This is a genomic window from Rubritalea marina DSM 17716 (assembly GCF_000378105.1).
GTDB lineage: Bacteria > Verrucomicrobiota > Verrucomicrobiia > Verrucomicrobiales > Akkermansiaceae > Rubritalea > Rubritalea marina.
Genome location: NZ_KB899251.1, coordinates 46,846 through 70,440, shown reverse-complemented (window position 1 = coordinate 70,440; position 23,595 = coordinate 46,846). Strand labels below are relative to the sequence as shown.

At 51.4% G+C, this 23,595-nt stretch carries 20 protein-coding genes; 10 read left to right on the top strand and 10 right to left on the bottom strand.

Features of this window, described 5'->3' with window-relative positions:
• Nucleotides 1-13: 13 nt before the first annotated feature.
• On the bottom strand, nucleotides 14-1,033 hold the full coding sequence (locus F454_RS0105055) for a hypothetical protein (protein ID WP_018969545.1): 1,020 nt from the start codon (nucleotides 1,031-1,033) through the stop codon (nucleotides 14-16).
• Between the two features lie 405 nt (nucleotides 1,034-1,438).
• Between F454_RS0105055 and F454_RS16505 the strand changes: the two genes are divergently transcribed.
• The 6 genes from F454_RS16505 (at nucleotide 1,439) to F454_RS0105025 (ending at nucleotide 8,806) form a co-directional block, all read left to right on the top strand.
• Nucleotides 1,439-2,863: a Wadjet anti-phage system protein JetA family protein gene (locus F454_RS16505; RefSeq protein ID WP_018969544.1), complete on the top strand. Its 1,425-nt coding sequence runs from the start codon at nucleotides 1,439-1,441 to the stop codon at nucleotides 2,861-2,863.
• Nucleotides 2,864-2,897: 34 nt separating this feature from the next.
• A complete protein-coding gene (locus F454_RS0105045) occupies nucleotides 2,898-3,584 on the top strand; it encodes a DUF4194 domain-containing protein (protein ID WP_018969543.1) in 687 nt (228 codons plus the stop codon).
• A gap of 21 nt (nucleotides 3,585-3,605) precedes the next feature.
• Nucleotides 3,606-6,950 (top strand): SbcC/MukB-like Walker B domain-containing protein, encoded by a 3,345-nt coding sequence (locus tag F454_RS0105040; RefSeq protein ID WP_018969542.1) that lies wholly within the window; start codon nucleotides 3,606-3,608, stop codon nucleotides 6,948-6,950.
• 42 nt (nucleotides 6,951-6,992) lie between these two features.
• Nucleotides 6,993-7,355 (top strand): hypothetical protein, encoded by a 363-nt coding sequence (locus tag F454_RS0105035; protein ID WP_018969541.1) that lies wholly within the window; start codon nucleotides 6,993-6,995, stop codon nucleotides 7,353-7,355.
• Nucleotides 7,356-7,517: 162 nt separating this feature from the next.
• Nucleotides 7,518-8,144, top strand: coding sequence for a peroxiredoxin (locus F454_RS0105030; protein WP_018969540.1), 627 nt, complete (start codon nucleotides 7,518-7,520; stop codon nucleotides 8,142-8,144).
• A gap of 455 nt (nucleotides 8,145-8,599) precedes the next feature.
• Nucleotides 8,600-8,806 (top strand): cold-shock protein, encoded by a 207-nt coding sequence (locus F454_RS0105025; protein ID WP_018969539.1) that lies wholly within the window; start codon nucleotides 8,600-8,602, stop codon nucleotides 8,804-8,806.
• A gap of 188 nt (nucleotides 8,807-8,994) precedes the next feature.
• Here the strand turns inward: F454_RS0105025 and purC are convergent, their stop codons facing one another.
• The 6 genes from purC to F454_RS0104995 form a co-directional block, all read right to left on the bottom strand.
• Nucleotides 8,995-9,708: a phosphoribosylaminoimidazolesuccinocarboxamide synthase gene (gene purC, locus F454_RS0105020; RefSeq protein WP_018969538.1), complete on the bottom strand. Its 714-nt coding sequence runs from the start codon at nucleotides 9,706-9,708 to the stop codon at nucleotides 8,995-8,997.
• A 97-nt stretch (nucleotides 9,709-9,805) separates the two neighbouring features.
• Nucleotides 9,806-10,477, bottom strand: a complete 672-nt coding sequence (locus F454_RS0105015; protein WP_018969537.1) for a ubiquinone/menaquinone biosynthesis methyltransferase — start codon at nucleotides 10,475-10,477, stop codon at nucleotides 9,806-9,808.
• Nucleotides 10,478-10,504: 27 nt separating this feature from the next.
• On the bottom strand, nucleotides 10,505-10,978 hold the full coding sequence (locus F454_RS0105010) for a GNAT family N-acetyltransferase (RefSeq protein ID WP_018969536.1): 474 nt from the start codon (nucleotides 10,976-10,978) through the stop codon (nucleotides 10,505-10,507).
• Between the two features lie 29 nt (nucleotides 10,979-11,007).
• Nucleotides 11,008-11,658 carry a dethiobiotin synthase gene (bioD, locus tag F454_RS0105005; RefSeq protein ID WP_018969535.1) on the bottom strand — a complete coding sequence of 217 codons (651 nt, stop codon included), beginning with the start codon at nucleotides 11,656-11,658 and terminating at the stop codon, nucleotides 11,008-11,010.
• A 147-nt stretch (nucleotides 11,659-11,805) separates the two neighbouring features.
• Nucleotides 11,806-12,642: a diadenylate cyclase CdaA gene (gene cdaA / locus F454_RS0105000; protein WP_018969534.1), complete on the bottom strand. Its 837-nt coding sequence runs from the start codon at nucleotides 12,640-12,642 to the stop codon at nucleotides 11,806-11,808.
• Between the two features lie 138 nt (nucleotides 12,643-12,780).
• The gene (locus F454_RS0104995) at nucleotides 12,781-13,389 is read right to left on the bottom strand and encodes an OmpH/Skp family outer membrane protein (protein WP_018969533.1); all 609 of its coding nucleotides are present in this window, start codon (nucleotides 13,387-13,389) and stop codon (nucleotides 12,781-12,783) included.
• A gap of 132 nt (nucleotides 13,390-13,521) precedes the next feature.
• On the opposite strand from F454_RS0104995, the gene panC reads away from it, so the two are divergent.
• The 4 genes from panC to F454_RS0104975 all read left to right on the top strand — a co-directional run bounded on the left by panC (nucleotide 13,522) and on the right by F454_RS0104975 (nucleotide 20,150).
• Nucleotides 13,522-14,370 (top strand): pantoate--beta-alanine ligase, encoded by an 849-nt coding sequence (gene panC / locus F454_RS0104990; RefSeq protein ID WP_018969532.1) that lies wholly within the window; start codon nucleotides 13,522-13,524, stop codon nucleotides 14,368-14,370.
• 27 nt (nucleotides 14,371-14,397) lie between these two features.
• Nucleotides 14,398-16,020 carry an L-aspartate oxidase gene (gene nadB, locus F454_RS0104985; RefSeq protein ID WP_018969531.1) on the top strand — a complete coding sequence of 541 codons (1,623 nt, stop codon included), beginning with the start codon at nucleotides 14,398-14,400 and terminating at the stop codon, nucleotides 16,018-16,020.
• Nucleotides 16,021-16,095: 75 nt separating this feature from the next.
• Nucleotides 16,096-18,333 (top strand): bifunctional alpha,alpha-trehalose-phosphate synthase (UDP-forming)/trehalose-phosphatase, encoded by a 2,238-nt coding sequence (locus F454_RS14225; RefSeq protein WP_018969530.1) that lies wholly within the window; start codon nucleotides 16,096-16,098, stop codon nucleotides 18,331-18,333.
• Nucleotides 18,330-20,150 (top strand): glycoside hydrolase family 15 protein, encoded by a 1,821-nt coding sequence (locus F454_RS0104975; protein ID WP_018969529.1) that lies wholly within the window; start codon nucleotides 18,330-18,332, stop codon nucleotides 20,148-20,150. The genes F454_RS14225 and F454_RS0104975 overlap by 4 nt, the downstream gene beginning before the upstream one ends.
• Here F454_RS0104975 and F454_RS0104970 read toward each other — a convergent pair.
• From F454_RS0104970 to F454_RS0104960, 3 genes are all read right to left on the bottom strand, one after another.
• Nucleotides 20,147-21,508 carry a hypothetical protein gene (locus F454_RS0104970; protein ID WP_018969528.1) on the bottom strand — a complete coding sequence of 454 codons (1,362 nt, stop codon included), beginning with the start codon at nucleotides 21,506-21,508 and terminating at the stop codon, nucleotides 20,147-20,149. The genes F454_RS0104975 and F454_RS0104970 overlap by 4 nt on opposite strands.
• A 138-nt stretch (nucleotides 21,509-21,646) precedes the next feature.
• The gene (locus F454_RS14220; RefSeq protein WP_156817143.1) at nucleotides 21,647-22,348 is read right to left on the bottom strand and encodes a hypothetical protein; all 702 of its coding nucleotides are present in this window, start codon (nucleotides 22,346-22,348) and stop codon (nucleotides 21,647-21,649) included.
• A gap of 110 nt (nucleotides 22,349-22,458) precedes the next feature.
• On the bottom strand, nucleotides 22,459-23,472 hold the full coding sequence (locus F454_RS0104960) for a hypothetical protein (RefSeq protein WP_018969526.1): 1,014 nt from the start codon (nucleotides 23,470-23,472) through the stop codon (nucleotides 22,459-22,461).
• Between the last annotated feature and the right edge of the window lie 123 nt (nucleotides 23,473-23,595).

The window sequence follows — 23,595 nt, the reverse complement described above, 5'->3', positions numbered from 1 at the left end:
GATAACGATTGGATTACTTCGCAGCGAGCACGCCACGATTCACCAAGTTATTGAGTCGTAGCGCAGCGTCGCGTAGACCGTCCACCACAGCATCAGTGTAGGACTTGCCATCAAGCGTATCCACACCGAAGCCTTCAATCGCATCGCGCATCGGAGCGAGAGCGTCATCTTCATGGTGGAAAAGCTCCACAATCACCTGCTCAAGCTTGCCAGTCTTGGCGCACTCCGCAAGAAGCGCCGCAATCCAACCATCATCGGTGCTGTGGTGACCACGAGTCGTCGCAGCAGAAGCATGGAACATCCCAAGCTCACCAGATTCAGCAATCTCAGCAATCAACTTGGCATTTTCTTCCAATGACAGTGGACCATCGGCGCAATGTGCCGCATCGATCAATAGACGGAAGAACTTCTTGCCAATCATATCATTGAGCTTCTTCGCTACCTCCCAAGCACGCCCTGCATCGGTGAACGTCGCAAACTCGGTGCCACGCAGGAACTCGAGATGCCACTTTTCAATGCTAGAATTTGCAATATCCGCTTCATCATACACGCGCTTGTGCACTTTGATTACTTGCGCCACTGCCGCTTCAAATGCTGCGCCCTCGAGGCGCTCTTTCCCAGAAAGCCACTCTTCAAATGAAGTCGAACCTACCTGAGTGGTGCCAAATTTCTTCGCCGTGTTCACCCCTTCAATCAGCTGTGAAACCACAGCATCCTCGTCAGCAGGGTTCATTGGGTCAGCCCCACCCACCATCAAAATAATGTGAATCGTCAAACCAAGGTCACGTAAACCACCATACATTTCATCGAGATCCGCTGCATCGGTACCATTGAACTGGGAAATCTGCACAGATTCAATCGCCACAGGTGAACGCTCCTGCAAGGTGCGCATCTCCGCCACCGCGTAGAGCTCACCACTCTCAGTGCGCGGTAACTTGGCGTCTTCACCTGGTACCAATCCACCGACAAACTTCACGTGCGTCGGGCACACTCCCAACTCCACACCGGCTTTCAATTCTATTTTATTCTCCATAAGATTGTGGCTATTTTCTGGCATCTATACCGCCCAGCGTCAACCCCTACACATCGGCAAGATGCTTCTATTTCTTGATCGAATTTCCCGCTCAGAACAATCCATACCACAGCGCGCCGATTCCATTCAAATTTTAGACAGCAGCGCCTGCACCACAAGCTCCCCATTCCCCCCACCAGCACGAAGTTTAGAGTTAGAATATAATCAATACTTCCTTACTATCCTGACCGCTTAATTGAAATTTTGAAAACAATGCGTCGATAGCTCAGAATGCCAGCGGGTCGAGAGCTAGAAGGGTCCAGAACTCACGCATTTTTTTGAAATTTTCCGACCTCCTAGCAGCAGCACTTGAAATAGTGAAATTCCCACTTTCCAGCCATTGAGATGATCGTACTCTGAGCGGCTGTGAGCCTCAGTAAGCAAATATTCCGAGACACCCCCAATAGCTTCTTCTCCGTACTGACATGGCGGTATGGAAAGCAATACATCGACGTATTAGACGGCATCGAGTCCCTGCAGCGGCACCGCCACGGCGTGGGACTGAGCCGCCCTGAGCTACTCCAGCTATGCCAGGACGTGATCGACCAGGCGTCATTCCCAGAGGGTGACCCGACTGACGACTCCGAGGAGGCGCAGACGATCACAGCTCCTGAGATGCTACGCCAGATGCTACAATGCCAGTGGCTAGAGGAACCAAGGCGCAGCGACTACCAGCGCGTCTATTACCTCGATAGCCGGGCCGAGCTTCTTCTTGAATGCCTACGTCGCATGGCACACCCTGAGCAAGTCAACTTCACCGACAAACTGCACCTTGTCTGCACCCGCATCATGGATGAGCAAGCCTTCGAGGACCACCCACTCGCAGACATCGAAGTATGCAATGACAACCTGCGCTACGGACTCCAAGAGCTGCGCTCGATGCAGCAGAGCATGGCGCGTCTCACCCAAAGACAGCTTCACTCAGACACGCTCAAGGAAAACCTCCAAGTCCTCTACGATGAATTCTCTGAACACATCTCGCAGCGCGCATACAAATCCTTGATCGACTTGGATCTACCAGTGCGCATGCCACTGATCCAAAACCAACTAGAAAGCATCCGCCGCAACCCGCAGGTCGTCGCTAAAATGGAGCTGGAAATGCAGAAGCGCCGCCCAGACCTCAACGAAAGTGAAGTGGCGGATTATGTACTGCAGCAGCTCGAAGACACCCAGCACATGCTCAATAGTGTGGAGCCTCAGGCTGAAGCCGTCGACCGACGCGCCGCCGAATTTGCACGGCGCTCCTTCGCACGCTTCCGCTACCTGCAAGAAGTCTCCAGTGGTCGCCGCTCCGAAGTGCGCGAACTCTTCGAAACCATCAACGACCAATACGCTGGCTGTAAGCTCAATTCCCTGCCGCTAGCGCTCCAACTCCCTGACCTCAAGATCCCGCACGTCGACCTCCTCGGTGGCATGGACTCACTCTTCACCCCACGCATCCAGCGCGAGAAAGGAACACCAAACCCACTCAGCGAATACTTCGATGAGGCAGACATCGACTTCGCCCTCGATGAAATTTCAGAAAACATCAATGCCTCGCTCTCGGTCATGCGCGCCAATAGCTACGCCAGCACCCTCGACATCCCAGAACAAGGCCTCGCCTCAGCCGAGCTACCAACCGACCACGAGCAATGGGCCCTCAATACCGTGGCCCTCTTGCTGCACTCCGAGGCACTCGATAGCAGCTACGAAATCAAAACGCCAAGGGACTCAAGCGATTACACTGAGATGCCCGATGCCGAACTCGTGGATGATCGCTACATCGACCCATTCACGCTCCACCATAAATAAGCCCCCAGCAACCACGCACCCTTTACCTACCATCATGAGTCTTTCAACGTCAGCTAACGACACCCAGCATTCCTTGTTCAACGAACAACTACGCGAACGCGAACGCTCCATGCTCCAAGAGATCGGTCATCGCCTCCTCGCGCACGGCTCCATCATCCGCAGCCGCAATACCGAGCGCCCACTCTACGACTGGGCCGTCGAACACCTTCCTTGGGTAGAGGAATGGGCAAGCTTGATGGGTCTCAAGCTCATCCTGCAGCGCGATGAACGCCTCCTCATGGCTGTGCCCGAGGTCTCCGCTATCACCCGTAAAATGAAGCGCGATGAGACCCTCGTGGCACTCGCGCTCTGGTACGATTACGACGTCGAAGTACGCGAACATGGCGCCCATGAAGTCAACCTCAACCTGCGCGAATTTAACGAACAATTCCAAAGCAAATTCCCCAACCTTCAACCGCTATCTCAATCGCGTATGAAAGAGATCCTGCGCAGTTTCGCACGCCACAACTTGATTGAAACCGACTGGGAGGACGACTTCTCAGATTCCACAATCCAGATCCTCCCCACACTACGCTTTGCCATCCCATTCCCAGGGATCGAACAATGGGTAAAAACAGCCAGCAACCTAGGCGCTAGCACCCCTCCGCTCGAGCTCGACAATCCCGACAGCTCCACCGCTCCAGAGCCCAGCAACGAACAGCTTCAAGAAGAGCAGGACTAACCCCCACTACACATTTCTATCATGAGTCAAAACATCGAACTCACCCGCATCCACGCCATCAATTGGTTTGGTTACCAAGACAGCCTAGACATCAATGGCAACCTCTTGATCGCTGGGGTCACAGGCTCTGGAAAATCCATCCTCATGGACTTGATCCAGCTCGTCTTGATCGGTGACCAAAAGTCGAAATACAACCAATCAGCCACCGGCCGCGCCTCTTCACGCACACTCAAAAGTTATTGCCTTGGTGATACCAAAGATGAAATCGACGGTCTGCCACAATACATGCGCAACGACGGAGCAATCACCTACGTCGCCCTAGAATTCACCTGGCCAGACCAGCAAAAAGTTGAAACCTGGGGGCTGAGAATCGAGTTCGACAACGCCGCGCAAAACACGCCGTCTCGCCGTCATGGATTCATGATTCCAGCGAAGCTCGACAAAACCGACTGGATCGATTCCTTCGGCTTCCCGCTGGAACTCCCAAAATTCAAAGACTTCATCAACGAGACTGGAGGCCGTTGCTACGACACCATGGAAGCATACCGCCGCGAGATGGCTCTCACCCGCCACCTCAACTACGATCGCGACACGCTCGACTACCTCTTGCCTGCTGCCATGTCGTTCACCTTCCTGGACAACTTCAACAAATTCTGTCGCAATTATGTGCTTCCGCCGGACGAGATCCGCATCCAAGAAGTACGCGATTCCTACCACGCCTTTCTCTCGCTGCGCCGCGAGCTCACCGCCTTGCGACAGCAACTCGAACTGCTCGAATCCATCTCCAGCGACTTCAAAGCAAACAAGCAATCGATCATCGACAAGGACCTCTATGCCGAGATCAGTCGCGACCTCAAATGCGAAGAGCTACGCGAACTCGTCGAAGAACTCGAAGACGAAATCAAGGAACTTGAAGCACAAGCAAGTTCGGAGAACTCCCGTGAACATGAACTCGAAACGCTCCTCACGCAAGGGCGTGAAAAACGCGACCTCCTCCGCAATGCACTCAACGAATCAGAAGACGGCAGACTCTACTTACACATCCGTGATGACAACCGAAAATTAGTTTCGCAGATCAACCAACTCAGAGAGGCAGGCAACACCATCGGCGAAGCTCGCGTGCTGCGCTGCAAGATGATCCGCAACTGGCTCCATAGCCTCATCAAGACCGGCATCGACCTCCCGCACGGACAGGTCAAAACACTCGAAAAAGTACTGAGTCGTGCCGAACAATGTGAGCTCCATGAACTCACCGAACATCTCGAAACCCTAGCCGATGCGGTGCGCAACCTCCACTTCGCCTCCAAAGATGCCGAGAAGCCACTGCGCGATGAAGTGGAAAAGAAAGTCAACAAACTACGTAGCATTTCCGCGCGACTTGAAACCCTCGATCGCGGCAAGGTGAGTCAACGCTCCGCCCTGCTCGATTCAATCAACTCCACCCTCCCACGCCGCCGCAATGGCGACCCCGCCGCCTTCGCCCTGCGCGAGCTCTGTGAGGTCAAAGACGAACGCTGGCGTCCTGCCGTAGAAATCGCCTTCAACCGTAAATTTGCCGTTGTGGTAGAAGAAGAAAACTACCGCTACGCCGAGACCATTTACCGTGAAATGAAAGGAGGGGCCCCGGGGGAATCGCTGATTCACCCACAGCAAGCACTTGAGCTCAACTCCCGAGTAGAGCCAGACAGCCTCGCCCACCACCTCGAATGCCACGACCCCGTGGCCCAGTCGATTGTGAACCACCTCTTTGGCCGACTCATTTGCGTGGAAGACGCCAAAGATCTCACCAAGCACAAGGCATCCATTCTTCCAGATGGCTTCACTTACCGCCGCCCATTTGCCGAACGCCGCGCCCACTACGACAACATCCCCTACATCGGCTCTAAGGGTCTCGAGCAACAAAAACACACACTCGAGCAAGAGCGCCAAAAAGTGCGTAAAGAGCTCGAACGCCTGCAGCCACTCGCCGAACTACTCGCCGAGTGCGAACAAAACTTCCGCAAGCAACGCCTCGACAGTCCGAGCCTCGGCGCACAACTCGCCGACATCCAACAGCTCAAAGCCTGCGAAGATCGCCTCCAAGAAAACATCCAACGACTCAAATCGATCGAAAGCGGTGGGTTCGAAGAGAAGGAAGCCGAACTCGGAAACCTCGAACACACACTCGGAAACTACGACCGCGAGCTCAAAAGCCTGCGCAAGTCCGAGCTCAAAATCGAACTCGGCAAACGCCAAGGCAGCCTCGAGGACCTCCAAGAACAACTCTCAGAAGCTGAGGATGAATGCACCAAATTCATCGCCGAAAACCCCAACAATGTTGAGTACAAGCAACGTAGGGAGCAACTCTACCAGAACCTATCCACCGAGTTCCCCGCACTCGACCTCGCGGTCGCCCAGGCGATTCGACTCGAACGCGCCTGCATCGACCGCAGCCACCTCAGTTGGGCTTCACTGGTAGAAACCCGTAAAGAGCTCAGCCGCGAATTCCCCATCTACAATGAATTTGCCCCTGATGACACGAGCAACAAAGCTTGGGAAGAACGCCTCGAGCGCATCGCCAACAGCGACATCCCAGCCTACCAGTCCAAGGCCGAACGTGAGGAAAAGAACTGGCAAAACATCTTCCGCAAACAAGTACTTGTTAAACTCCGCAGCGCCCTCATGCGTGTCGACCTCACGCTCAAACTCCTCAACAAAGAGCTCAAAAAACCGATCGGCATCCACATCTATCAAATCCGCAAGAAACGCAATCCAGACTTCGCTGTCTACCAGCGCTTGGTCGACAATAGTGCCCTCGCCGAAGAAGGCTCGCTCTTCTTCGAATCCATTGACGCCGAAGCCCAAGAAGAAGTCGAACGTATCTTCAACACCCTCGTCGAAGACCCAAACAATGCTGAAGCACTCAACTTCCTCGATTACCGTAACTACTACGACTACGACATGTCCGTCCTCGATACCCGAGACCCAGACGGCCACGAAACCTCAGTAGACAAACAATCCGGCAAATTCTCAGGTGGTGAAAACCAATCCCCCTACTTCATCGCGATCCTCGCCTGCTATCTACGCGCCTACCATCGCTACGATCAACGAGGAAAAGAACCCAGTATCGGGCTCGTGCCGATCGATGAGGCCTTCTCAAAGCTATCTGGCGAGCGAATCCGCGATTGTATCGAAGCCCTCCGTGCACTCGGTCTCCAAGGAGCCTTCTCAATGTCCTCAGGAAACATCCCATACGCCATTGACCTCTGCGACCAAACCATGGTCGTCTCCAAAAAGGAACACAGACAAGGAAAACTCAATCACATCCGCAACATCGCCGTGTCACTTACCAGAAAAGATGCCATTAGAAAATTAGTGAAATCCTAGAAATTGATGTGACATCCTAGCTTAAACTAATAACAGTTAGACATGTCACCTGAACTGGAAGACCTGATTGAACAACTGTCAGAAAAAGGCATGAATGAAGAGCAGGTCTATGCTGCGCTGAAAAGCACGACTAAGATCAATGAATCCTTCACCCTAAACGACGTCTGCATCACTATGTCGCGCAGGCGCATGGGTCAAAATATTCTAGGTAGGAACAAGGGACCAGCGCACGGCCGAAGAATCTTCGGCGCCCTGTGCCTTCTGGGCGGTCTCTACGTCTTATTTTTCGTGGGAAGCGATACAACAGGCTTGGCTAGCATGAGCAAAAAAGTCGGCGGCTACGCTCTCCTTCTCTCTCTTTTGGGTGCCATTTTAATCTTCAAACCAAGAGCAGAACTGGACTAAGCCCCTTCTATTAGCCTCTCTTATAGCCACTATTCCGGAGCATCACTAAGAAACCAGTTGCGAAACACCTGCTCCTCGCATAGATACATGCGCAACAAGCGGCTCGGGCACCAGCCCAAGCTCGCATCTCCCAACATTCTTAACTAAGAACAAATCACTATTATGTCAGTACTTGTAGGTAAAAAAGCACCATCATTCACAGCGAAAGCAGTCCAAGGCCAGAAGATCATCGACGAATTTTCACTCGATCAATTCATCGGTGAAAAATACGTGGTACTCTTCTTCTACCCAAAAGACTTCACCTTCGTTTGCCCAACCGAGCTCCATCGTTTCCAAGAAGAGATCAAGGAATTTGAAGCACGCGGCGTTCAGGTTGTTGGTTGTTCCACAGACTCTGAGTTCTCTCACTGGGCTTGGGTCAACACCCCGAAAAACCAAGGTGGTATCGAAGGCGTGACATACCCACTCGTTGCTGACATCAACAAAACCATCTCCCAAGACTACGATGTGCTCGCAGGTGAGACATACGTCAACGAAGAAGGCAGTGTAGAAATCGACGGAGAACTCGTTGCTTACCGCGGCCTCTTCCTCATCGACAAAGCTGGCACAGTTCGTCACCAGGTGGTCAACGACATGCCGCTCGGTCGCTCCATCAAAGAGTGTATCCGCGTGATCGACGCACTTCAGCACTTCGAGGAACACGGCGAAGTTTGCCCAATGGACTGGCAGAAGGGCGATGACGCCATGACTGCAAACCACGAAGGCGTCTCAGAATACCTTTCCAAGTAATCGGCCCAATCGATTCAAGATTTACAAAGCCACTTAGGTGACACCTGGGTGGCTTTTTTACGCCTAGCCTAGGTGTTCCCCCCCACTCCATCCAAAAAATTACAACGAGTTGATATGGCTGGCACACCCCATGTTCAGCCCTCAGGAATGAGAAAAGATGCCAATTGCGCATTTTTGGCTATCAGTTATCACCAACTTAGTTTAGTCCTAGAGCATCCAAACAACCCTAACAAAAAAACTCCCCCTCTTTCATTTCAAGTCACATACTAAAAAGCTTCCAATGTGGCGCTAGTAAACTATCAGAGCACTTCGTAGGTTCTGATGGCTTTCCAGCCATCTAGACTGGCACAGAAAAAATAACCAATAGGTTATGAAAACACATTCTCTAAATTTAGATTCGTAATGGTGATAACGAAACTAAACACATAACATCACCAATTAAAATACACAGTAATATGAGCACAGGTACCGTAAAGTGGTTTAATGCCGAAAAAGGTTTTGGCTTCATCACTCCAGATGACAGCGACAAAGATTTATTCGTACACCACTCTGAAATCGAATCAAATGGTGGATACGCATCATTGGACGATGGTCAGAAAGTAGAGTTTGAAGTTGGCGAAGGCAAAAAAGGCCCATGCGCAAACAACGTAAAACCTCTATAAAAACATTATAGGGCATCGAATCTGCCGCCATTCATGCCTCACCTCAAGTTCCAGCCCGATAGGAATGGGATCTGAGGGAGACACAACGATTTCTAGCTAACTGAGATCAAAATAAGCGGCTCAAAAAAACGCCTCATGCAAATTGCATGAGGCGTTTTCTATTCAAACTTTATCGATGTGAAGCTGGATTACTTCACAGCAGCTTCCACACGTTTCAGAACCTCTTCATAGGCTTCCATCACGTCACCAAGGTCTTGGCGGAAACGATCTTTATCGAGCTTCTTACCAGTCTCGATATCCCACAGACGACAGGTGTCGGGACTAATTTCGTCAGCCAACACGATCTTAGCATCTGCATCCTTGGTACGGCCAAACTCGATTTTGAAGTCGACGAGTTTGAGACCTGCATGCTTGAAGAACTCAATCATGACGTCATTGATCACCAGAGCCTTTTGCTTGAGTTCTGCACATTCTTCAGGAGTGGCCAAGCCCATCTCACGAGCGTAGTCGTCATTGATGAGTGGGTCACCTAATGCGTCGCTCTTGTAGGAAAACTCGACGATTGGCTGCTTGAATACAGTGCCTTCAGCCACGCCCACACGCTTGCTGAATGATCCAGCTGCGACGTTGCGCACGATGACTTCAACGAGCAAAATATCCACACTCTTGACGAGAAGGTTAATGTCATCAATCGACTCCACGAGATGAGTCTCAACTCCCTTCGCCTCGAGCATGCGGTAAATCGCAAGTGTGATCGCGGTGTTGAGTCGCCCCTTATTTTCAAATTCAGCCTTCTTCTCTGCGTTGAATGCAGTGGCTTCGTCTTTGTACTCCATGCGAAGCACATTCGGATCGTCGGTTGCGTAAAGTCGTTTGGCTTTGCCTTCGTAAAGAGGTTCCATGACAAATTCATTACGGCTAAAGCAACAGATGGTCAAGCCACTTGCCACACGATTTGACCTGAAAGCCAAATCAAACGAAGCGCCACAAGCTAGAATATCAAGCTGAAGCGATGTACACAGACGCGATACCACCAGTGAGTGGGATCCACTGAGCATCGCTGTACCCTTGATCCTCAATCAGCTCGAGCATCTTCTGACCACTCGGGAAATCGGCAATCGAACCAGCCAGATAACTATAGGCTTCCTCTTCACCAGTCAGCACACCTGCTATCTTAGGCAACACCTTGTTCAGGTAAAACGCATATGGCTTTTCTAGCAGCCCAGTAGGAATCGAGAAATCGAGCACCAATACATGCCCACCTGGACGGATCACTCGGCGCATCTCACTCAGTGCCGCTGGGTAATCCGCCATATTGCGCAAGCCAAAAGCCACAGTGAGCACATCGCAAGTATCATCGTCAAATGGCATCTGCATCGCATCCACCACCATCGTCTGTCTGACCCCGCGATCCTTTGCATGAGCCAGCATCTCTGGACAGAAATCGGAAGCCAAGAGCTCGGCGTCTGGGCAAGCCTTCTGGAGCTCCAACGCGAGATCCCCCGTGCCAGTAGCCACATCCAGAATGTTTTCAGGCGCCCAATTGCTCACAATGCGCCCCACTTTCTTTCGCCATAAGATATCGGTGCCCATACTGAGCACGTGATTGGTGAGCACGTAGCGGTCGGCAATTTTACTGAATGCGTCTTTTACAAATCCTGGATCCTGCATGAAATCGTTGTCGGTTGCCCGTGGGCCTTAGTCTGGAAGAATGTCTCGGTAGATACCTGGAGTGCTGTTGGGAATGGCTGTTGCGCCTATCGCCTTCTCGTAGAATGCACGCGGCCCCACCCCGCCGATAATACCATAGACGTAGCCGGCTTCTTTCAGAGCCTCCATCGAGCGTAGCAATAGAGCCTTACCGATGCCCGTACCGCGGGCTGCTTCAGAAACCCCAGTAGGGCCGTAGAATGCCTTTGCCGTGGTCTCCACACAGGCGAAGCCTAAAATTTCTTTATCACGCGTGGCGATATAACATGAGACTGGCTGACGACTGAACGCCACCTTCACCTCACTCACCCACTTGGGCGAAAAATGCTCACCCACCCACGCTGCGACGATGTGCCGTTCAAAGGCATTGGCTCTGCGTAAGATGATCCCCTGCTCGCTCAGTCTTGCGTAGAGAGCCGTCGAATCAGGCAGCTCATACAGGTTCACTATCATGTCGATCATAGCTGCAAAAGTAAGTTAGATTCTGTGGCTTACAAACCTAAAATATCGAGAAATGGCCATGCCTCGATCTCTTCTTGGCCATAAATCACGTCAGTGATCACTTCGACACCACACATTTCCTCGACAATTCCTTTGTTGGTAATGGTAGCCGTATCCATTTCATCGTGAAGGTTGTTAAATACCATTCCAGCAGGCTCGATCCCGCGCGCACGGAGCGCTTCCACAGTCAACAAGGTGTGATTCAATGCGCCTAGCTTATTACCTACCACGATGATCACCTTAGAATCGATCATCTTAATCAGCTCGGCAATCATGAAGTCTTTGCCGTCAATCGGCACGAGCAAGCCTCCAGCACCTTCGGTCAGTACCACTTGATGTTCTTGAGAAAGCTTGCGGTGCTGCTGCAGTAACTCTTCGCGGTCGATTGGCGCGTTCTCAAACATAGCAGCCACGTGCGGCGCTGCAGGTGTCTTTAGCCACACTGGATTCACAGCATCCACATCCAGCACATGCTCACTTGCATCCACCAATTCCAGTGCATCGTTGCGGTCGCCACAGCAAATTGGCTTGTAGCCCACAGCATCCACTCGCTCGGCGCGTAGTGCTCGAATGATCAACGATGACACATAGGTCTTGCCACAGTCAGTATCAGTACCAGTAATAAAAATTCCCTTGCTCATAAGTCGGAGTTACTCCGCGCTGGGAATGCCTTAATCTGAGCAATGATGCAAGCATTGCCCAATAGATTCTGAGGCGGATCGCACAAACGAAGCAATCAGTCCGAGGTGGCAGAGTCACCCTGGAAGCTGATGCTCTCGATCTCGCCACTAATCAGAAACCATACCACGATCGCTAGCACCAGGGCCGTCAGCTTCGCTATCCAATAATTCTTCAGCATCTTCATCTTCTGTCTTCTTTTCCGGTAAAAAGATTTCTTCGAGTATCGCACGGAACTCAGCATGTTCCAAGTTGTGCCTCAACTCACCATTCATCGCGATTGAGATGGCGCCAGTTTCTTCACTCACCACAATGGCCACCGCGTCAGTCTCCTCGCTGAGCCCCACCGCGGCACGGTGCCTCAAGCCCAAGGTTCGATCGGCCATTTCCTTCTGGCTCACCGGAAACACACAACCCGCAGCCGCCACGCGACCCTGAGCCAAAATCAATCCCCCATCGTGCAGCGCCGCCTTCGGGTGGAAAATACTCTGCGCTAGCTCGGCTGAGAACTCAGCGTCCAGACGCACGCCTGTATCTGCCAACTCCCGCAATGCAATATCCTTCTCTAGCGCGAATAAAGCACCCAAACGCGATTTTGCTAACATAATCACCGCATCAGCTAGGACCGAAGTGAATTCAAGGCGCTGGTTCTTGGAAAATGAAAACAAACTACTACTGCCCAACTTTGCCAGTGCTGAACGCAATTCAGGCTGGAAGATAATCACCACGGCAAACGCACCCCACAAGGCCGAACGCACTAAAATCCAAGCAATCACCTTCAACTGAAAAATAAATGCCAAGGCCGTCAAAATAGCCAAAATCATCACAATCCCGACCAGGATCTTCGCGCCACGAGTCGCACGAAAGGCACGGTAAATCTGGTAGATACCAATCCACAAGATCAAGATCTCTACCCCGTCACGCCAATGATCCAGCAACAATTGCATTACTAGCGACTATAAAAGCCTCATTGAGGCATGGGAAGCCTTATCTGGTAGATTATTACGCTCTCTAGCAAGGCACAAAAAAGCGGCTAACACATCGTGTTAGCCGCCACTAAATCTTTGCTTATTGATCCCTGAGGATTACTCGCTTGCTTCAGCTGGTGCAGCTTCTTCAGCAGGAGCGTCCACATTGAGCTCTTTAAGTAGAACGTCGGTCACGTCATACTTGTCCTTCATGAAGGCAAACACTGGTGTGCGCGTCGCACTGCTAGCGGTGTTGTCGACGATGATGTCGAGATCCTGCTCACGTGCGTAGTCGTCAACGTACTTCTGGATCTTCTCAAGGATGATGCGTTGCTCTTCGCTAGTTTGCTCACCAAGAGCCTTGCTCTGACGCTGAAGCCACTGACGACGCTCGCTATCCGCTGCGTTACCTTCGCTGAGCTTGAGCTTAATTTCACGTTCGATCTCGAGGCGTTTCTTATCACTGATTGTTGCATCAGAACGCTTCTTGCCAAGCTTTTCAATCTCTTCCTGCAGCGCGCGAATGTGCTCGAGACGCTTTGCGTTATCCTTCTGGATGCGCTCTTGGTCAACACGTACTTGCTCCTGAACCTTCTTGGTCATGTGGTACTCGTTGAAAAGCTTTTGCATGCTCACGGAGGCAATCTTCAATTCCTCAGCTGTTGCTGCTGTTAGGCTCATAACGGAAGCCGCGATCACTAGGATAGTTTTTGAGATGTTTTTCATAGATAGAAAATTCCAGTTTAGTCTGAACGTTTGCTAATGTGCACAGCAACCTATCAGTCGTCAACTTAGATTCCGTACTCTTTTTACTTTATTCTTTAAGAATCTGCCGCCACCTTTCCCGCACTTCAAGCTATGGAAATTGCGCGCACTATTACCGAGCTCTTGCTGGCGAAGAGAAAATACCATTACGCACCTGTCTTGGTACCAACGATGGGAGCCTTGCATGAGGGGCATCAGTCACTGATTCGCATGGCACGTTCGATTGCCGGGCCGAATGGTTGCGTGGCAGTCTCTATCTTTGTCAACCCAATCCAATTCAACCGTCAGGACGACCTCGATGGCTATCCGAACACCCCAGAAGAAGACCTCGCGGTCTGTGAGCAACTGGGAGTCGATCTAGTCTTCATCCCAAAAAGCTCTGAGCTTTATGCCGAAAACCGTTCCATCAAGATTCAGGAAAGCTCACTGTCGAATCTGCTCTGTGGCGCGACTCGCCCAGGCCACTTCGACGGAGTGTGCACCGTGATTGCCAAGCTTTTCAATCTCTTCACTCCGATGGATGCAGTGTTTGGTAAAAAGGACTTCCAGCAACTGGCAATCATCAACCGCCTGGTACGCGACCTCAATTTTCCCGTCGTGGTACACGGGGCCGAAACTGTGCGTGAAACAGACGGGCTTGCCATGTCCTCGCGCAATGTTCGCCTCAGCACAGAAGCGCGCGCCCAAGCCCCCGCAATTGCAGCTGCACTCAACGAGGCAAAGCAGCAGTTCCTAAATGGACAACACAATGCCAACGAGTTGACCCAGCTGATCCGATCAGAACTACAGGATGCAGCACCAAGCTCCACAATCGACTACCTCGAGTGCGTCGACGCCGCCACACTCCAAGCTCAAGAAGTCGCTGACGCTCACTCTGTCATTGCCATTGCCGTGTTTTTCGGCGATGTACGCCTCATCGACAACATCGAACTCAACTCATAAGGCACGCCGCCCCAATCAACACCCATTATGCAATCTGATTTCCTCGTCATTGGCTCAGGCATCGCTGGATTAAGCTTTGCCCTCAGAGCTGCATCACACGGCACAGTTTGCATCATTACCAAGGGCGAATCCTTAGACTCCAACACAGCGTGGGCCCAGGGTGGCATATCAGCAGTACTTAGCCCAGAGCTCCGTAGCGAAGGCGACACCTTCGAGACTCATGTGGCCGACACCCTCGATGCAGGTGCTGGACTTTGTAAGGAAGATGTCGTGCGCTCGATTGTCGAAGAAGGCACTGCCACCATCGACGATCTCTTAGACTACGGCGTGCAATTCGATAAAGTGGAAGATAGCCAGAACTTTGCGCTTGGCAATGAAGGGGGCCACACCAAGCGACGCGTGCTCCATTCCAAAGACACCACAGGCTACGCGATTGCATCCTCAATGTTGGAGAGGGCCAAAGCACACCCCAACATCACCTTACTTGAAAACCACTTCGCCATCGACCTCATCACCTCGGGTCGCCTTGGCTATGTCACCGAAGACCGCGTGCTGGGGGCATACGTACTCAACGAACAAAGTGGCGAAGTGCAAATCTTCCGATCTCACCGCATCGTCCTCGCCACTGGTGGCTGCGGAAAAGTCTACCTCTACACCACCAACCCTGACTCCGCCACAGGAGACGGGATCGCCATGGCATGGCGCGCTGGCGCCACCATTTCCAACATGGAATTCATGCAATTCCACCCAACTTGCTTCTACAACCCCGCAGCAGTGGGAGCCAAAGCTCGCTCCTTCCTCGTCTCCGAAGCCGTGCGCGGTGAGGGCGGCAAGTTAATCAACTCCAAGGGCAAAGAATTCACTCTCGACCACGACCCTCGTGGTTCGCTCGCTCCTCGCGATATCGTCGCACGTGCTATTGACCACGAGATCAAGAAAACCGGCGCGAGCTGCGTCTACCTCGATGTCACACACAAGCCAAAAGGCTTCATGAAGGAGCGATTCCCCAACATCTACAACACACTATTGAGCTTTGGGCTCGACTGCGAAACCGCGCCCATCCCAGTGGTACCAGCCGCACACTACCTATGTGGCGGCGTCGTGACGAATGACAGCGGCAAGACCAGTATTCGAGGTCTCTACGCAGTGGGCGAAGTCGGCTGCACCGGCCTACACGGCGCCAACCGCCTCGCCTCAAATTCGCTTCTTGAAGGCAATGTCGTGGCACGCCGAGCTCTAGATTCATTACTCATCAGCCAACCGCTAAATGCCACAGAGAATGAAGATGACTACCAAATCCGCGAATGGCAAATCGGAGACGCTACCCCGATTGACGAACAAGTATTGATTTCCCACAACTGGGATGAGCTACGTCGACTGATGTGGAACTATGTCTCGATCGTCCGCACTGACAACCGTCTCTCACGCGCTGCCCATCGCTTGAGAAACCTACGCAAAGAAGTCCGGGGATTCTATTGGGGCTTCAAAGTCACCCGCGATATCATCGAACTGCGTAACCTTGTGACGACGGCCTCCTTGATTGTAGATTGCGCCAATCAGCGCAAGGAATCGCGGGGCATTCACTACACACTCGACTATCCTAGAACGAGTTCCAAGTTTGAGCGCGATACGGAGATGCGCCGATTCTAACATTAGTTCTGGCATGAATTAAGGATCTATGTATGATACAGGGCGACCATAACCCCTCTCCCCGTACTCCCTTACATGACCTCCTTCATCATCGCATCCAATAGGTTGCCATTCAAGCTGGACGCCTCTGGCGAATTCCAACCCTGTGCAGGCGGCTTGGTCTCTGCACTCAATGGAGTCATCGACAACGACACCACCACCTGGGTCGGAACTGCTCAGGCGCCTCAAAGCCGTCAATTGCGTGAAAAGCAACACGCGTATTTCCAGTCGCAACGCATTGAGGCAATCTACCTCAGCAAGCTAGAATTCGATGGCTACTACAATGGGTTTTCCAATTCTTGCCTCTGGCCCTTGCTGCACTACATGTGCGAAATTTGCGAGCACGACCCCGAGTGGGATGTGCACTACAAGTCAGTGAACCAGCAATTTGCGAATCGCATTGCCGAAATCGCAGACGAAGGAGCCTGTGTGTGGATTCATGACTACCATCTCATGCTGGTGCCCTCGATGCTTAGAGCACTCCGCCCGGACTTACAAATCGGCTTTTTCCTTCACACTCCATTCCCCTCAAGCGAGGTCTTTAGAGCATTGCCTGAACGCGAAAGCATCCTCAAAGGTCTACTCGGGTGTGACTTGATTGGCTTCCACACCTTCGGCTACTTACGCCACTTCCAATCCGCCGTACTACGCCTCACCGGCCACCACGCAGATCACGGTGAAGTGCGCTTCCGCAACCGAACGGTCAAGCTCGGTGTCTTCCCAATTGGCCACGATCACGTCAACTTTGAAAAATCCTGCGACGAGCCAAAATACTTGGAAATGCGCCAGCACATCCAGCATGAATATGCAGACAAGAAAATCATCCTCAGCGTCGAGCGCCTAGATTACACCAAAGGTTTTCCAGAAAAGCTCAAAGCGATTAGACACTTTCTTACCCATCATCCGGAGCACACAGAGCAAGTGAGCTTCGTCCTCATCGCAGTGCCATCGCGCCTCGGCCTGAAACACTACGATTTACTCACCAAACAGGTGAAAAATGAAATTGGTGACATCAACCAAGAATTCGGTCGCTCTGGCTACCAACCGATTCAGATGATCCACGGCTCCTTCGAAGTCGAGGAACTCGCGGCGTACTACGCCGAAGCTGCCGTTTGCTTGGTGACACCGATCATCGATGGCATGAATCTGGTGGCAAAAGAATTCATTGCCTGCAAAAGCCCCTGCCACCTGGCTCGTCCTGGAGTTCTTGTACTAAGTGAATTTGCAGGTGCTGCCGAGGAAATGCCCAATGCCTTGTTGGTGAACCCCTTCGACACCACCGCCGTAGCGGACGCCATGGTCGAAGCACTCACGATGCCTCGTGCGGAGATTGAAGTGCGTAACGACGAATTGCTGGCGCGCTTAGAGTATAACGACGCCCGCAACTGGGCAAATCGCTACATCAAGGAACTCAAAGCCACCACGGGCAAACCTCAGAACGACAAAATCAATGAATTGAAGCGCTTGCTTAAGGCCTGCAAAGACACTCTATCGGAGAAGCAGCACCTCAACTTATTCCTCGATTACGATGGCACCTTGAGAGCCTTTACGAACCGCCCCGAAGATGCGACGCCTTCCTTACAATTGTTGGCCGACCTTCAAGCAATCACAGCCAATCCACAGATCGACGTGACCATTGTGAGTGGGCGCGCCCAGTCATTTCTTAATCAGCACTTTGCCCACCTGCCGGTGAACCTCGTCGCCGAACACGGGGCCGCTAGCAAACACGCCAATAGCCCACACTGGCTCAATCACTCAGCAACTTCAGAAACCGATGATTGGAAAACTCCAGTTATTGAATGCCTCAACGACACCTGTCTCGGAACACCCGGATCAGAGGTCGAAGAGAAAAAATACTCGGTGGTGTGGCACTACCGTCAGGTCGATCCTGAATTTGGTGAGTGGCAGGCTAAGGTGCTGAAGTCACACCTCGAAAAGCTCGCTGAGTCGCTCCCGATCAAAGTCCAGCATGGGCAAAAAATTGTCGAAGTTAGCCATCAAAACATCAACAAAGGATACGCAGTACTCAAGCACCTCGAGCAACAAAGGCCTCAGCTTGCCATCTGCTTTGGTGATGACGTCACTGATGAAGCGATGTTTGAAATCCAAGCACCACGAGGAACTTCCCTCCAAAGCGTCAAAATCGGCTCAGGTGATACAGCTGCAGAATTTAGGTCAACCATTCCATTACTCGCACAATTTTTACACAAACTAGCAGACGAGCACCAACACCTTAACCGAGAGCCAATCAACACCAGAAGCACCAGAATATGAGCGACGACAACTATAACCATGCAATTATTGGCAATGGCCGAAGCTGCGCACTCATCGATGACGACTCCAGCATTGTCTTTTGCTGTTTGCCGGACTTCGACTCAGGCACAGTATTCGCAAAGATCCTCGATGAGGAACGTGGCGGCACCTTCGGGTTGAGCCAAGTGCAGGGCAATGTCAAAAAACAAGCATACGTAAACAAAACAGCTATTTTTAAAACCACCTTTGAAGGCCCAGACGGTAGCTTTGAAGTCATTGATTTCATGCCAAAGCAATGCCATGAAACTGAATATGCGAATCGCGATGATGCCGCTAGTGACATCGTACGCATCATCAGACCACTCGACGGATCCCCAAAGGTGAACATCAATTACGACCCGAAACTCGAGTATGCGCGCTTTCCCACTCATTCTGAATCCTACCTCAACAATTCCATCAAGAGCACCAGTATAGGACAAGACGCCACGGGTGCCCGCATGTATGAATCCTGCTACCTCTACACGAATGTTCCACACGATGTGATTCTGGATGGCGGCGCATTCACACTCGAGGAACCAAAGTTTTTCATTCTCAGCTATCACGACAAAATTGTAGAACCTGACCAAGAGATTGCTGAGCTACTCCTGCAAGCAACCCACGCCTACTGGCTCCAATGGACCGCGCGTACCCATTATTCCTTGAAGTACCGTGATGAGGTCCTCCGCAGTGCCATCACCTTGAAACTTCTCCAGTTTTCTCCGACCGGAGCGGTACTCGCTGCAGCCACGACCTCCTTGCCCGAAACCATTGGTGAAGTTAGAAATTGGGATTATCGATTCTGTTGGGTTCGAGACGGCTCCATGACCATTGATGTGCTCCACCAAATCGGACACAAACGCATGGCCAAGCGCTTCATCAATTGGCTCATCCACACCGCGCCCACCAAGGACGACAACCTCCAAATCATGTATGGAATACGCGGTGAAAAACAGCTCACTGAAGAAACACTCGAACACCTGAGCGGCTACCTAGGATCAGCCCCAGTGCGTATTGGTAATGCAGCCTACAAACAAAAGCAGCACGATATTTACGGGATTTTGATGGACTTGATCTACCGCGATCTAGAATCGCGTGGTGTGCCAACCAACACCCCCACCCCAGAAGCTCTAGACCGACGCTGGACCCAGGTGCGTTCCATCGTCAAATCAGTAGAAGAACACTGGCGCGATCCAGACCGCGGGATTTGGGAAATCCGAGGGGAAGGAAAACACTTTGTCTTCTCAAAAGTCCTCTGTTGGGTGGCTGTTGATCGAGCGATCAAATTCGCTCGCATCATCGGAAAATTTGAGTGGGCCGACCAACAACTGGCACTACGCGATGCAATTCACGACGACGTCTACGAGCGTGGCTGGAATGATAAGATAGGCGCGTTTAGCCAAACCTACGGATGCGACCACCTGGATGCCTCGAACCTGTTGATGGCCGAATACGGCTTTATCGACCACAAGAACCCTCGCTTCATCTCGACGGTGAAGGCAAGTAATGAACAACTATGTAAAAACGGTTTGCTGTTCCGCTACATCAACACCGATGACTTTGGTGAGCCCACGAGCGCCTTCTCAGTCTGTTCTTTTTGGATGGTAAAAGCTCTGGCAAAATGTGGTATGCGAGAAGAGGCCAAAAGGCGCTTCGATGAACTGCTCAGCTACGCCAACCCCCACGGCCTCTATGGCGAAGACTTAGACTTCGAAACCAAACGCCACCTCGGAAATTTCCCGCAAGCGTATTGTCATCTAGCATTGATCGACTGCGCTCTAGAAATTGATAAGCACGGCTAACGCTGTCGTAACATCTCAATCAACACTCGCTTCACCGGATGCCATTCATCGGATGAAGCGACATTGATGTATGGTTCCCAGAGGAAACCATCTACCTTGATGTCTGCGTAATTCAGGTCTCCCGTACCGAGGGCTTGCATTCCATGATACTGAGTCTGAGTGATCTCACAATACGTCTGCCATAGATCATTCAACCAAAAAGATTGCTGCTCTGGCGCCATGACCCTCAGCACTCCATAACCGCGACCATTCATCCGACATCGACCATTGCCACGGAATGAAAATTGCTCACCGAGCAGCGCCAGCTCGGGCACCAACACCTCTCCTCGGTGTACCTGCGCCGATGCCTGAAACAGATCAAACCTGACTGGCAACTTGTTGTGCGATTCTATGCCCTCGACACCAGAGGAAATAAGATGCATTTTAGCGCGCCATTCTAGTGGCCTAAAGATGGGCCCAATCGCCTGAAAGCGTCCACCCACAGACTCCGCCTGCCCGCTGACACTCCAGGCTCCAGCATCTATCTTAAGCGGTTTGAATGGTTGCTCAGGCAATTGCACATCAAGCATGTAAACGAGCCCCAAGTTCGTATTGATAATTCCGATCTGGGGGTCGATATGCATCCCCATTATCTCCACCTCGGGCTCTTCCACAGTCAATCTGGCATGCGATTTATGAAGATTCAATGCGCTCTCTCCCATGATCGGCTGATTGAACAATCTGAGCCCATCCCAACGAATAAACCCACGAACATCAGCCCCAGAGATCGGAATCAAGGCCTGCACTCCCAGCAGCTGAGCCAATTGCTTGCCATCCCAACTCACTTCGAGGTCAGCTTGTTCAAAACGAAGCACCATCTCATCATCGAGTTTCTCGAGCTCATCTGCCGCTTCAAGCATCGTGGGGGTACTCGCAGTGACACTCAACGCGTGGCGCTGTATCAATTGCTCATCTGCGGCCAGAGAATCGCTAGCAGCCAGACTTGGAGCCTGAGGCTTGCTTGGTACTGGTCGAGGCTCAGGGGCTGCCTGTATGGGTTGCCCCTGATTACCAAGGGTACTACGTTGCTTAGAGGCTAACTTTGCAATAGGAGGTACCGCATGAGAAGGTATCTCTCTCCTCCGAAATTTAGCGAGGTCCACATCACCGATCAGGTCATAAAATGCCACTTGTCTGGGCTTAAGCATCCCATCGCTGAGGCTCGACCAATTCAACGTTACGGTCGTTTTGCCAATCGAAAGATCGGGGTGCTGAATACCCACCAAGTGCACACGGCCACGCCAGTCTAAATACATTGCGTGCACCTGCCACTCACCAGGTATCACTTGCGAAAGCACCCGGGTCACATGAGCTTTCATCCATGAGCTATTGCAAATGCAACTCAGAGTCGTAAACAGCAAGCCAGCACACACAAAAAAAGAACAAAAAAGGCGCACGATGATACGACGCCTTTTGCTCCTTCCTTTCTGTTGCTTACAGGGATACGGCAAAGCTGATTATTTCTTCTTAGCCTTCTGGCTAGCTGCAAAGCGGATCACCATGCTATCGTCAAGCAGAGGCTTACCACGAGAAGTCACTTCCTGTAATCGGTAAATCAACAGGTGGTACTTTCCATCAGTCGTGGTGCCAAAGGCCATATTTTCCTTCATCTTCGTGAGAGAATTTTCCGATTGGAATCTCCACTCATAACCTTTCCACTCGCCAAGCAAGCTACGCTTGGGAGCGTCGATATCACCGATACGCTCCATCGCGCCATTAGGGGAAATGAACTGTTCAGTTTCTGCATCAAATACGACCAATGAAAGCAATGAAACGACCCCTGTGCCGCTAATTTGCCATTTACCGGGACGGATCTCACGTACCAACAAGGTCGTGTTTTCAATCTTTTTCGCCTCGCGGCTGTCCCACAACTTGGCATAAGCATCATATTCTTCCTGAGTCATCTCCAACTTAGGATCGTAGGCGGGCATTGGGCTGCCCGGAGTCTTCTTCATGTGCTCCGCAAACCACTCCGGATCTTTCTGGGATACCGCGCTGAGCTTCTGCACAAACTCCTCAAAGGCTGGTGGCGGGATGACAGCGACGACTTCAGCAGGAATCGGCTTATCATCCGAAAAACATGAAGCTAGTAATTCTGGCATCTCTGCCGCCTGAATAGAAGCTGCGCACATCGCGACAGCAGCGCATATTGATTTCATCAATGAAAAGGATCCTGACATATTCGATCTTATTATAATTTCTCAGGGGAAACTAAACTACTTTGTTGGCAATTCAAGGTTCAATGCGAGGATTTCACAGCCTGCAGCAATCACTTAGACCAACCACGCATCACCAAACGATCTATGTGAACATAACGAGCTGATATACTATTCTCTGGATAACGTAGATCTAAAATCACCGGCATCGAAACTTCTTTTCCTTTTGCTAGAGAACAATATGAGATCAACGACCTATCAGTAGCAGTGCCAATCTTGGTATACCCCCAAAGGTATTGCTCCTCACCAGGGACCGTGATTCGAAAACAACGGTATGTATTGTACTTGCTGAACTCAAAAGCATGCACCCCATTGAGTTGAGCATACTCCACATTCACACGAAACTCGACCGCTTGACTCGTCTTGTTCGCAATGAATCGCCCCCAATCATTTACTTGATATGCCACATCTGCTTCCCAATCTACAAGATACTCCCCATTGTCTTGCTTCTCAATGTAGAGGTATCCACGGCCATCGATTTTGGCGAGCCACATCTTCTCACCAAGACTCTCAGCCTTATAGAAGACAAAACGATTCGATAAGACCTCCGGTATCACCGGCCTCAACTGATAGTACTCACGCATGAGTGGCAAGACGCGCCCGACATCTCTCACATAGAGTGCGCGTTCCTCAACGCTTTCAGACGACAGGTACCTTTCTACCGCTTCCTCTCTGAGTCTCAATTCACTCCTCATCTCCTGTGTGCCAGTCATTGCTACGACTTCACTCTGCCCAGCATTGGAACGAATTTTCACCAAAGACCACACCGCACCCGAAACAAACGCCAACACCAAGACACCTAGTAAAATCATCAAGGCTCTACGCCCGGGCGTATTTTCCTCTAGCTCACCCCACCCGTCCTCTGGGTCGCCGGTCCAAAATGTGTCATTACTCGGTGCCTTCTCAAAATTAACTTCAATTTCGGCTGAGGCCAGAGCCTCTGATGATTTAGGTTGATTCAGAACATCACCCTCAATCGGGCGCTTCTTGCTCTCAAGGCCATGCTCTAGCTCTCTAGAATTGGGCATTGGGTATTCCTTCACCTCGTTGGAGTCCTCATCTCGCATCACAGCTAGATTTAATGAGGATCACACGGTCTGACTAGACAAATCCATAACGATTCGTGACAAATGATTCACAAGTTCCATCTCTACAGTCGCCGCGATCTATAGAATCTGCTAATGATCACA

Excerpts from the sequence above, each read along its gene's own strand:
- F454_RS0105055 (WP_018969545.1), bottom strand. The coding sequence starts at position 1,033 with ATGGAGAATAAAATAGAATTGAAAGCCGGTGTGGAGTTGGGAGTGTGC.
- F454_RS0105045 (WP_018969543.1), top strand. The coding sequence starts at position 2,898 with ATGAGTCTTTCAACGTCAGCTAACGACACCCAGCATTCCTTGTTCAAC.
- F454_RS0105040 (WP_018969542.1), top strand. The coding sequence starts at position 3,606 with ATGAGTCAAAACATCGAACTCACCCGCATCCACGCCATCAATTGGTTT.
- F454_RS0105035 (WP_018969541.1), top strand. The coding sequence starts at position 6,993 with ATGTCACCTGAACTGGAAGACCTGATTGAACAACTGTCAGAAAAAGGC.
- F454_RS0105030 (WP_018969540.1), top strand. The coding sequence starts at position 7,518 with ATGTCAGTACTTGTAGGTAAAAAAGCACCATCATTCACAGCGAAAGCA.
- F454_RS0105025 (WP_018969539.1), top strand. The coding sequence starts at position 8,600 with ATGAGCACAGGTACCGTAAAGTGGTTTAATGCCGAAAAAGGTTTTGGC.
- purC (WP_018969538.1), bottom strand. The coding sequence starts at position 9,708 with ATGGAACCTCTTTACGAAGGCAAAGCCAAACGACTTTACGCAACCGAC.
- F454_RS0105015 (WP_018969537.1), bottom strand. The coding sequence starts at position 10,477 with ATGCAGGATCCAGGATTTGTAAAAGACGCATTCAGTAAAATTGCCGAC.
- F454_RS0105010 (WP_018969536.1), bottom strand. The coding sequence starts at position 10,978 with ATGATCGACATGATAGTGAACCTGTATGAGCTGCCTGATTCGACGGCT.
- bioD (WP_018969535.1), bottom strand. The coding sequence starts at position 11,658 with ATGAGCAAGGGAATTTTTATTACTGGTACTGATACTGACTGTGGCAAG.
- cdaA (WP_018969534.1), bottom strand. The coding sequence starts at position 12,642 with ATGCAATTGTTGCTGGATCATTGGCGTGACGGGGTAGAGATCTTGATC.
- F454_RS0104995 (WP_018969533.1), bottom strand. The coding sequence starts at position 13,389 with ATGAAAAACATCTCAAAAACTATCCTAGTGATCGCGGCTTCCGTTATG.
- panC (WP_018969532.1), top strand. The coding sequence starts at position 13,522 with ATGGAAATTGCGCGCACTATTACCGAGCTCTTGCTGGCGAAGAGAAAA.
- nadB (WP_018969531.1), top strand. The coding sequence starts at position 14,398 with ATGCAATCTGATTTCCTCGTCATTGGCTCAGGCATCGCTGGATTAAGC.
- F454_RS14225 (WP_018969530.1), top strand. The coding sequence starts at position 16,096 with ATGACCTCCTTCATCATCGCATCCAATAGGTTGCCATTCAAGCTGGAC.
- F454_RS0104975 (WP_018969529.1), top strand. The coding sequence starts at position 18,330 with ATGAGCGACGACAACTATAACCATGCAATTATTGGCAATGGCCGAAGC.
- F454_RS0104970 (WP_018969528.1), bottom strand. The coding sequence starts at position 21,508 with ATGAAAGCTCATGTGACCCGGGTGCTTTCGCAAGTGATACCTGGTGAG.
- F454_RS14220 (WP_156817143.1), bottom strand. The coding sequence starts at position 22,348 with ATGAAATCAATATGCGCTGCTGTCGCGATGTGCGCAGCTTCTATTCAG.
- F454_RS0104960 (WP_018969526.1), bottom strand. The coding sequence starts at position 23,472 with ATGCGAGATGAGGACTCCAACGAGGTGAAGGAATACCCAATGCCCAAT.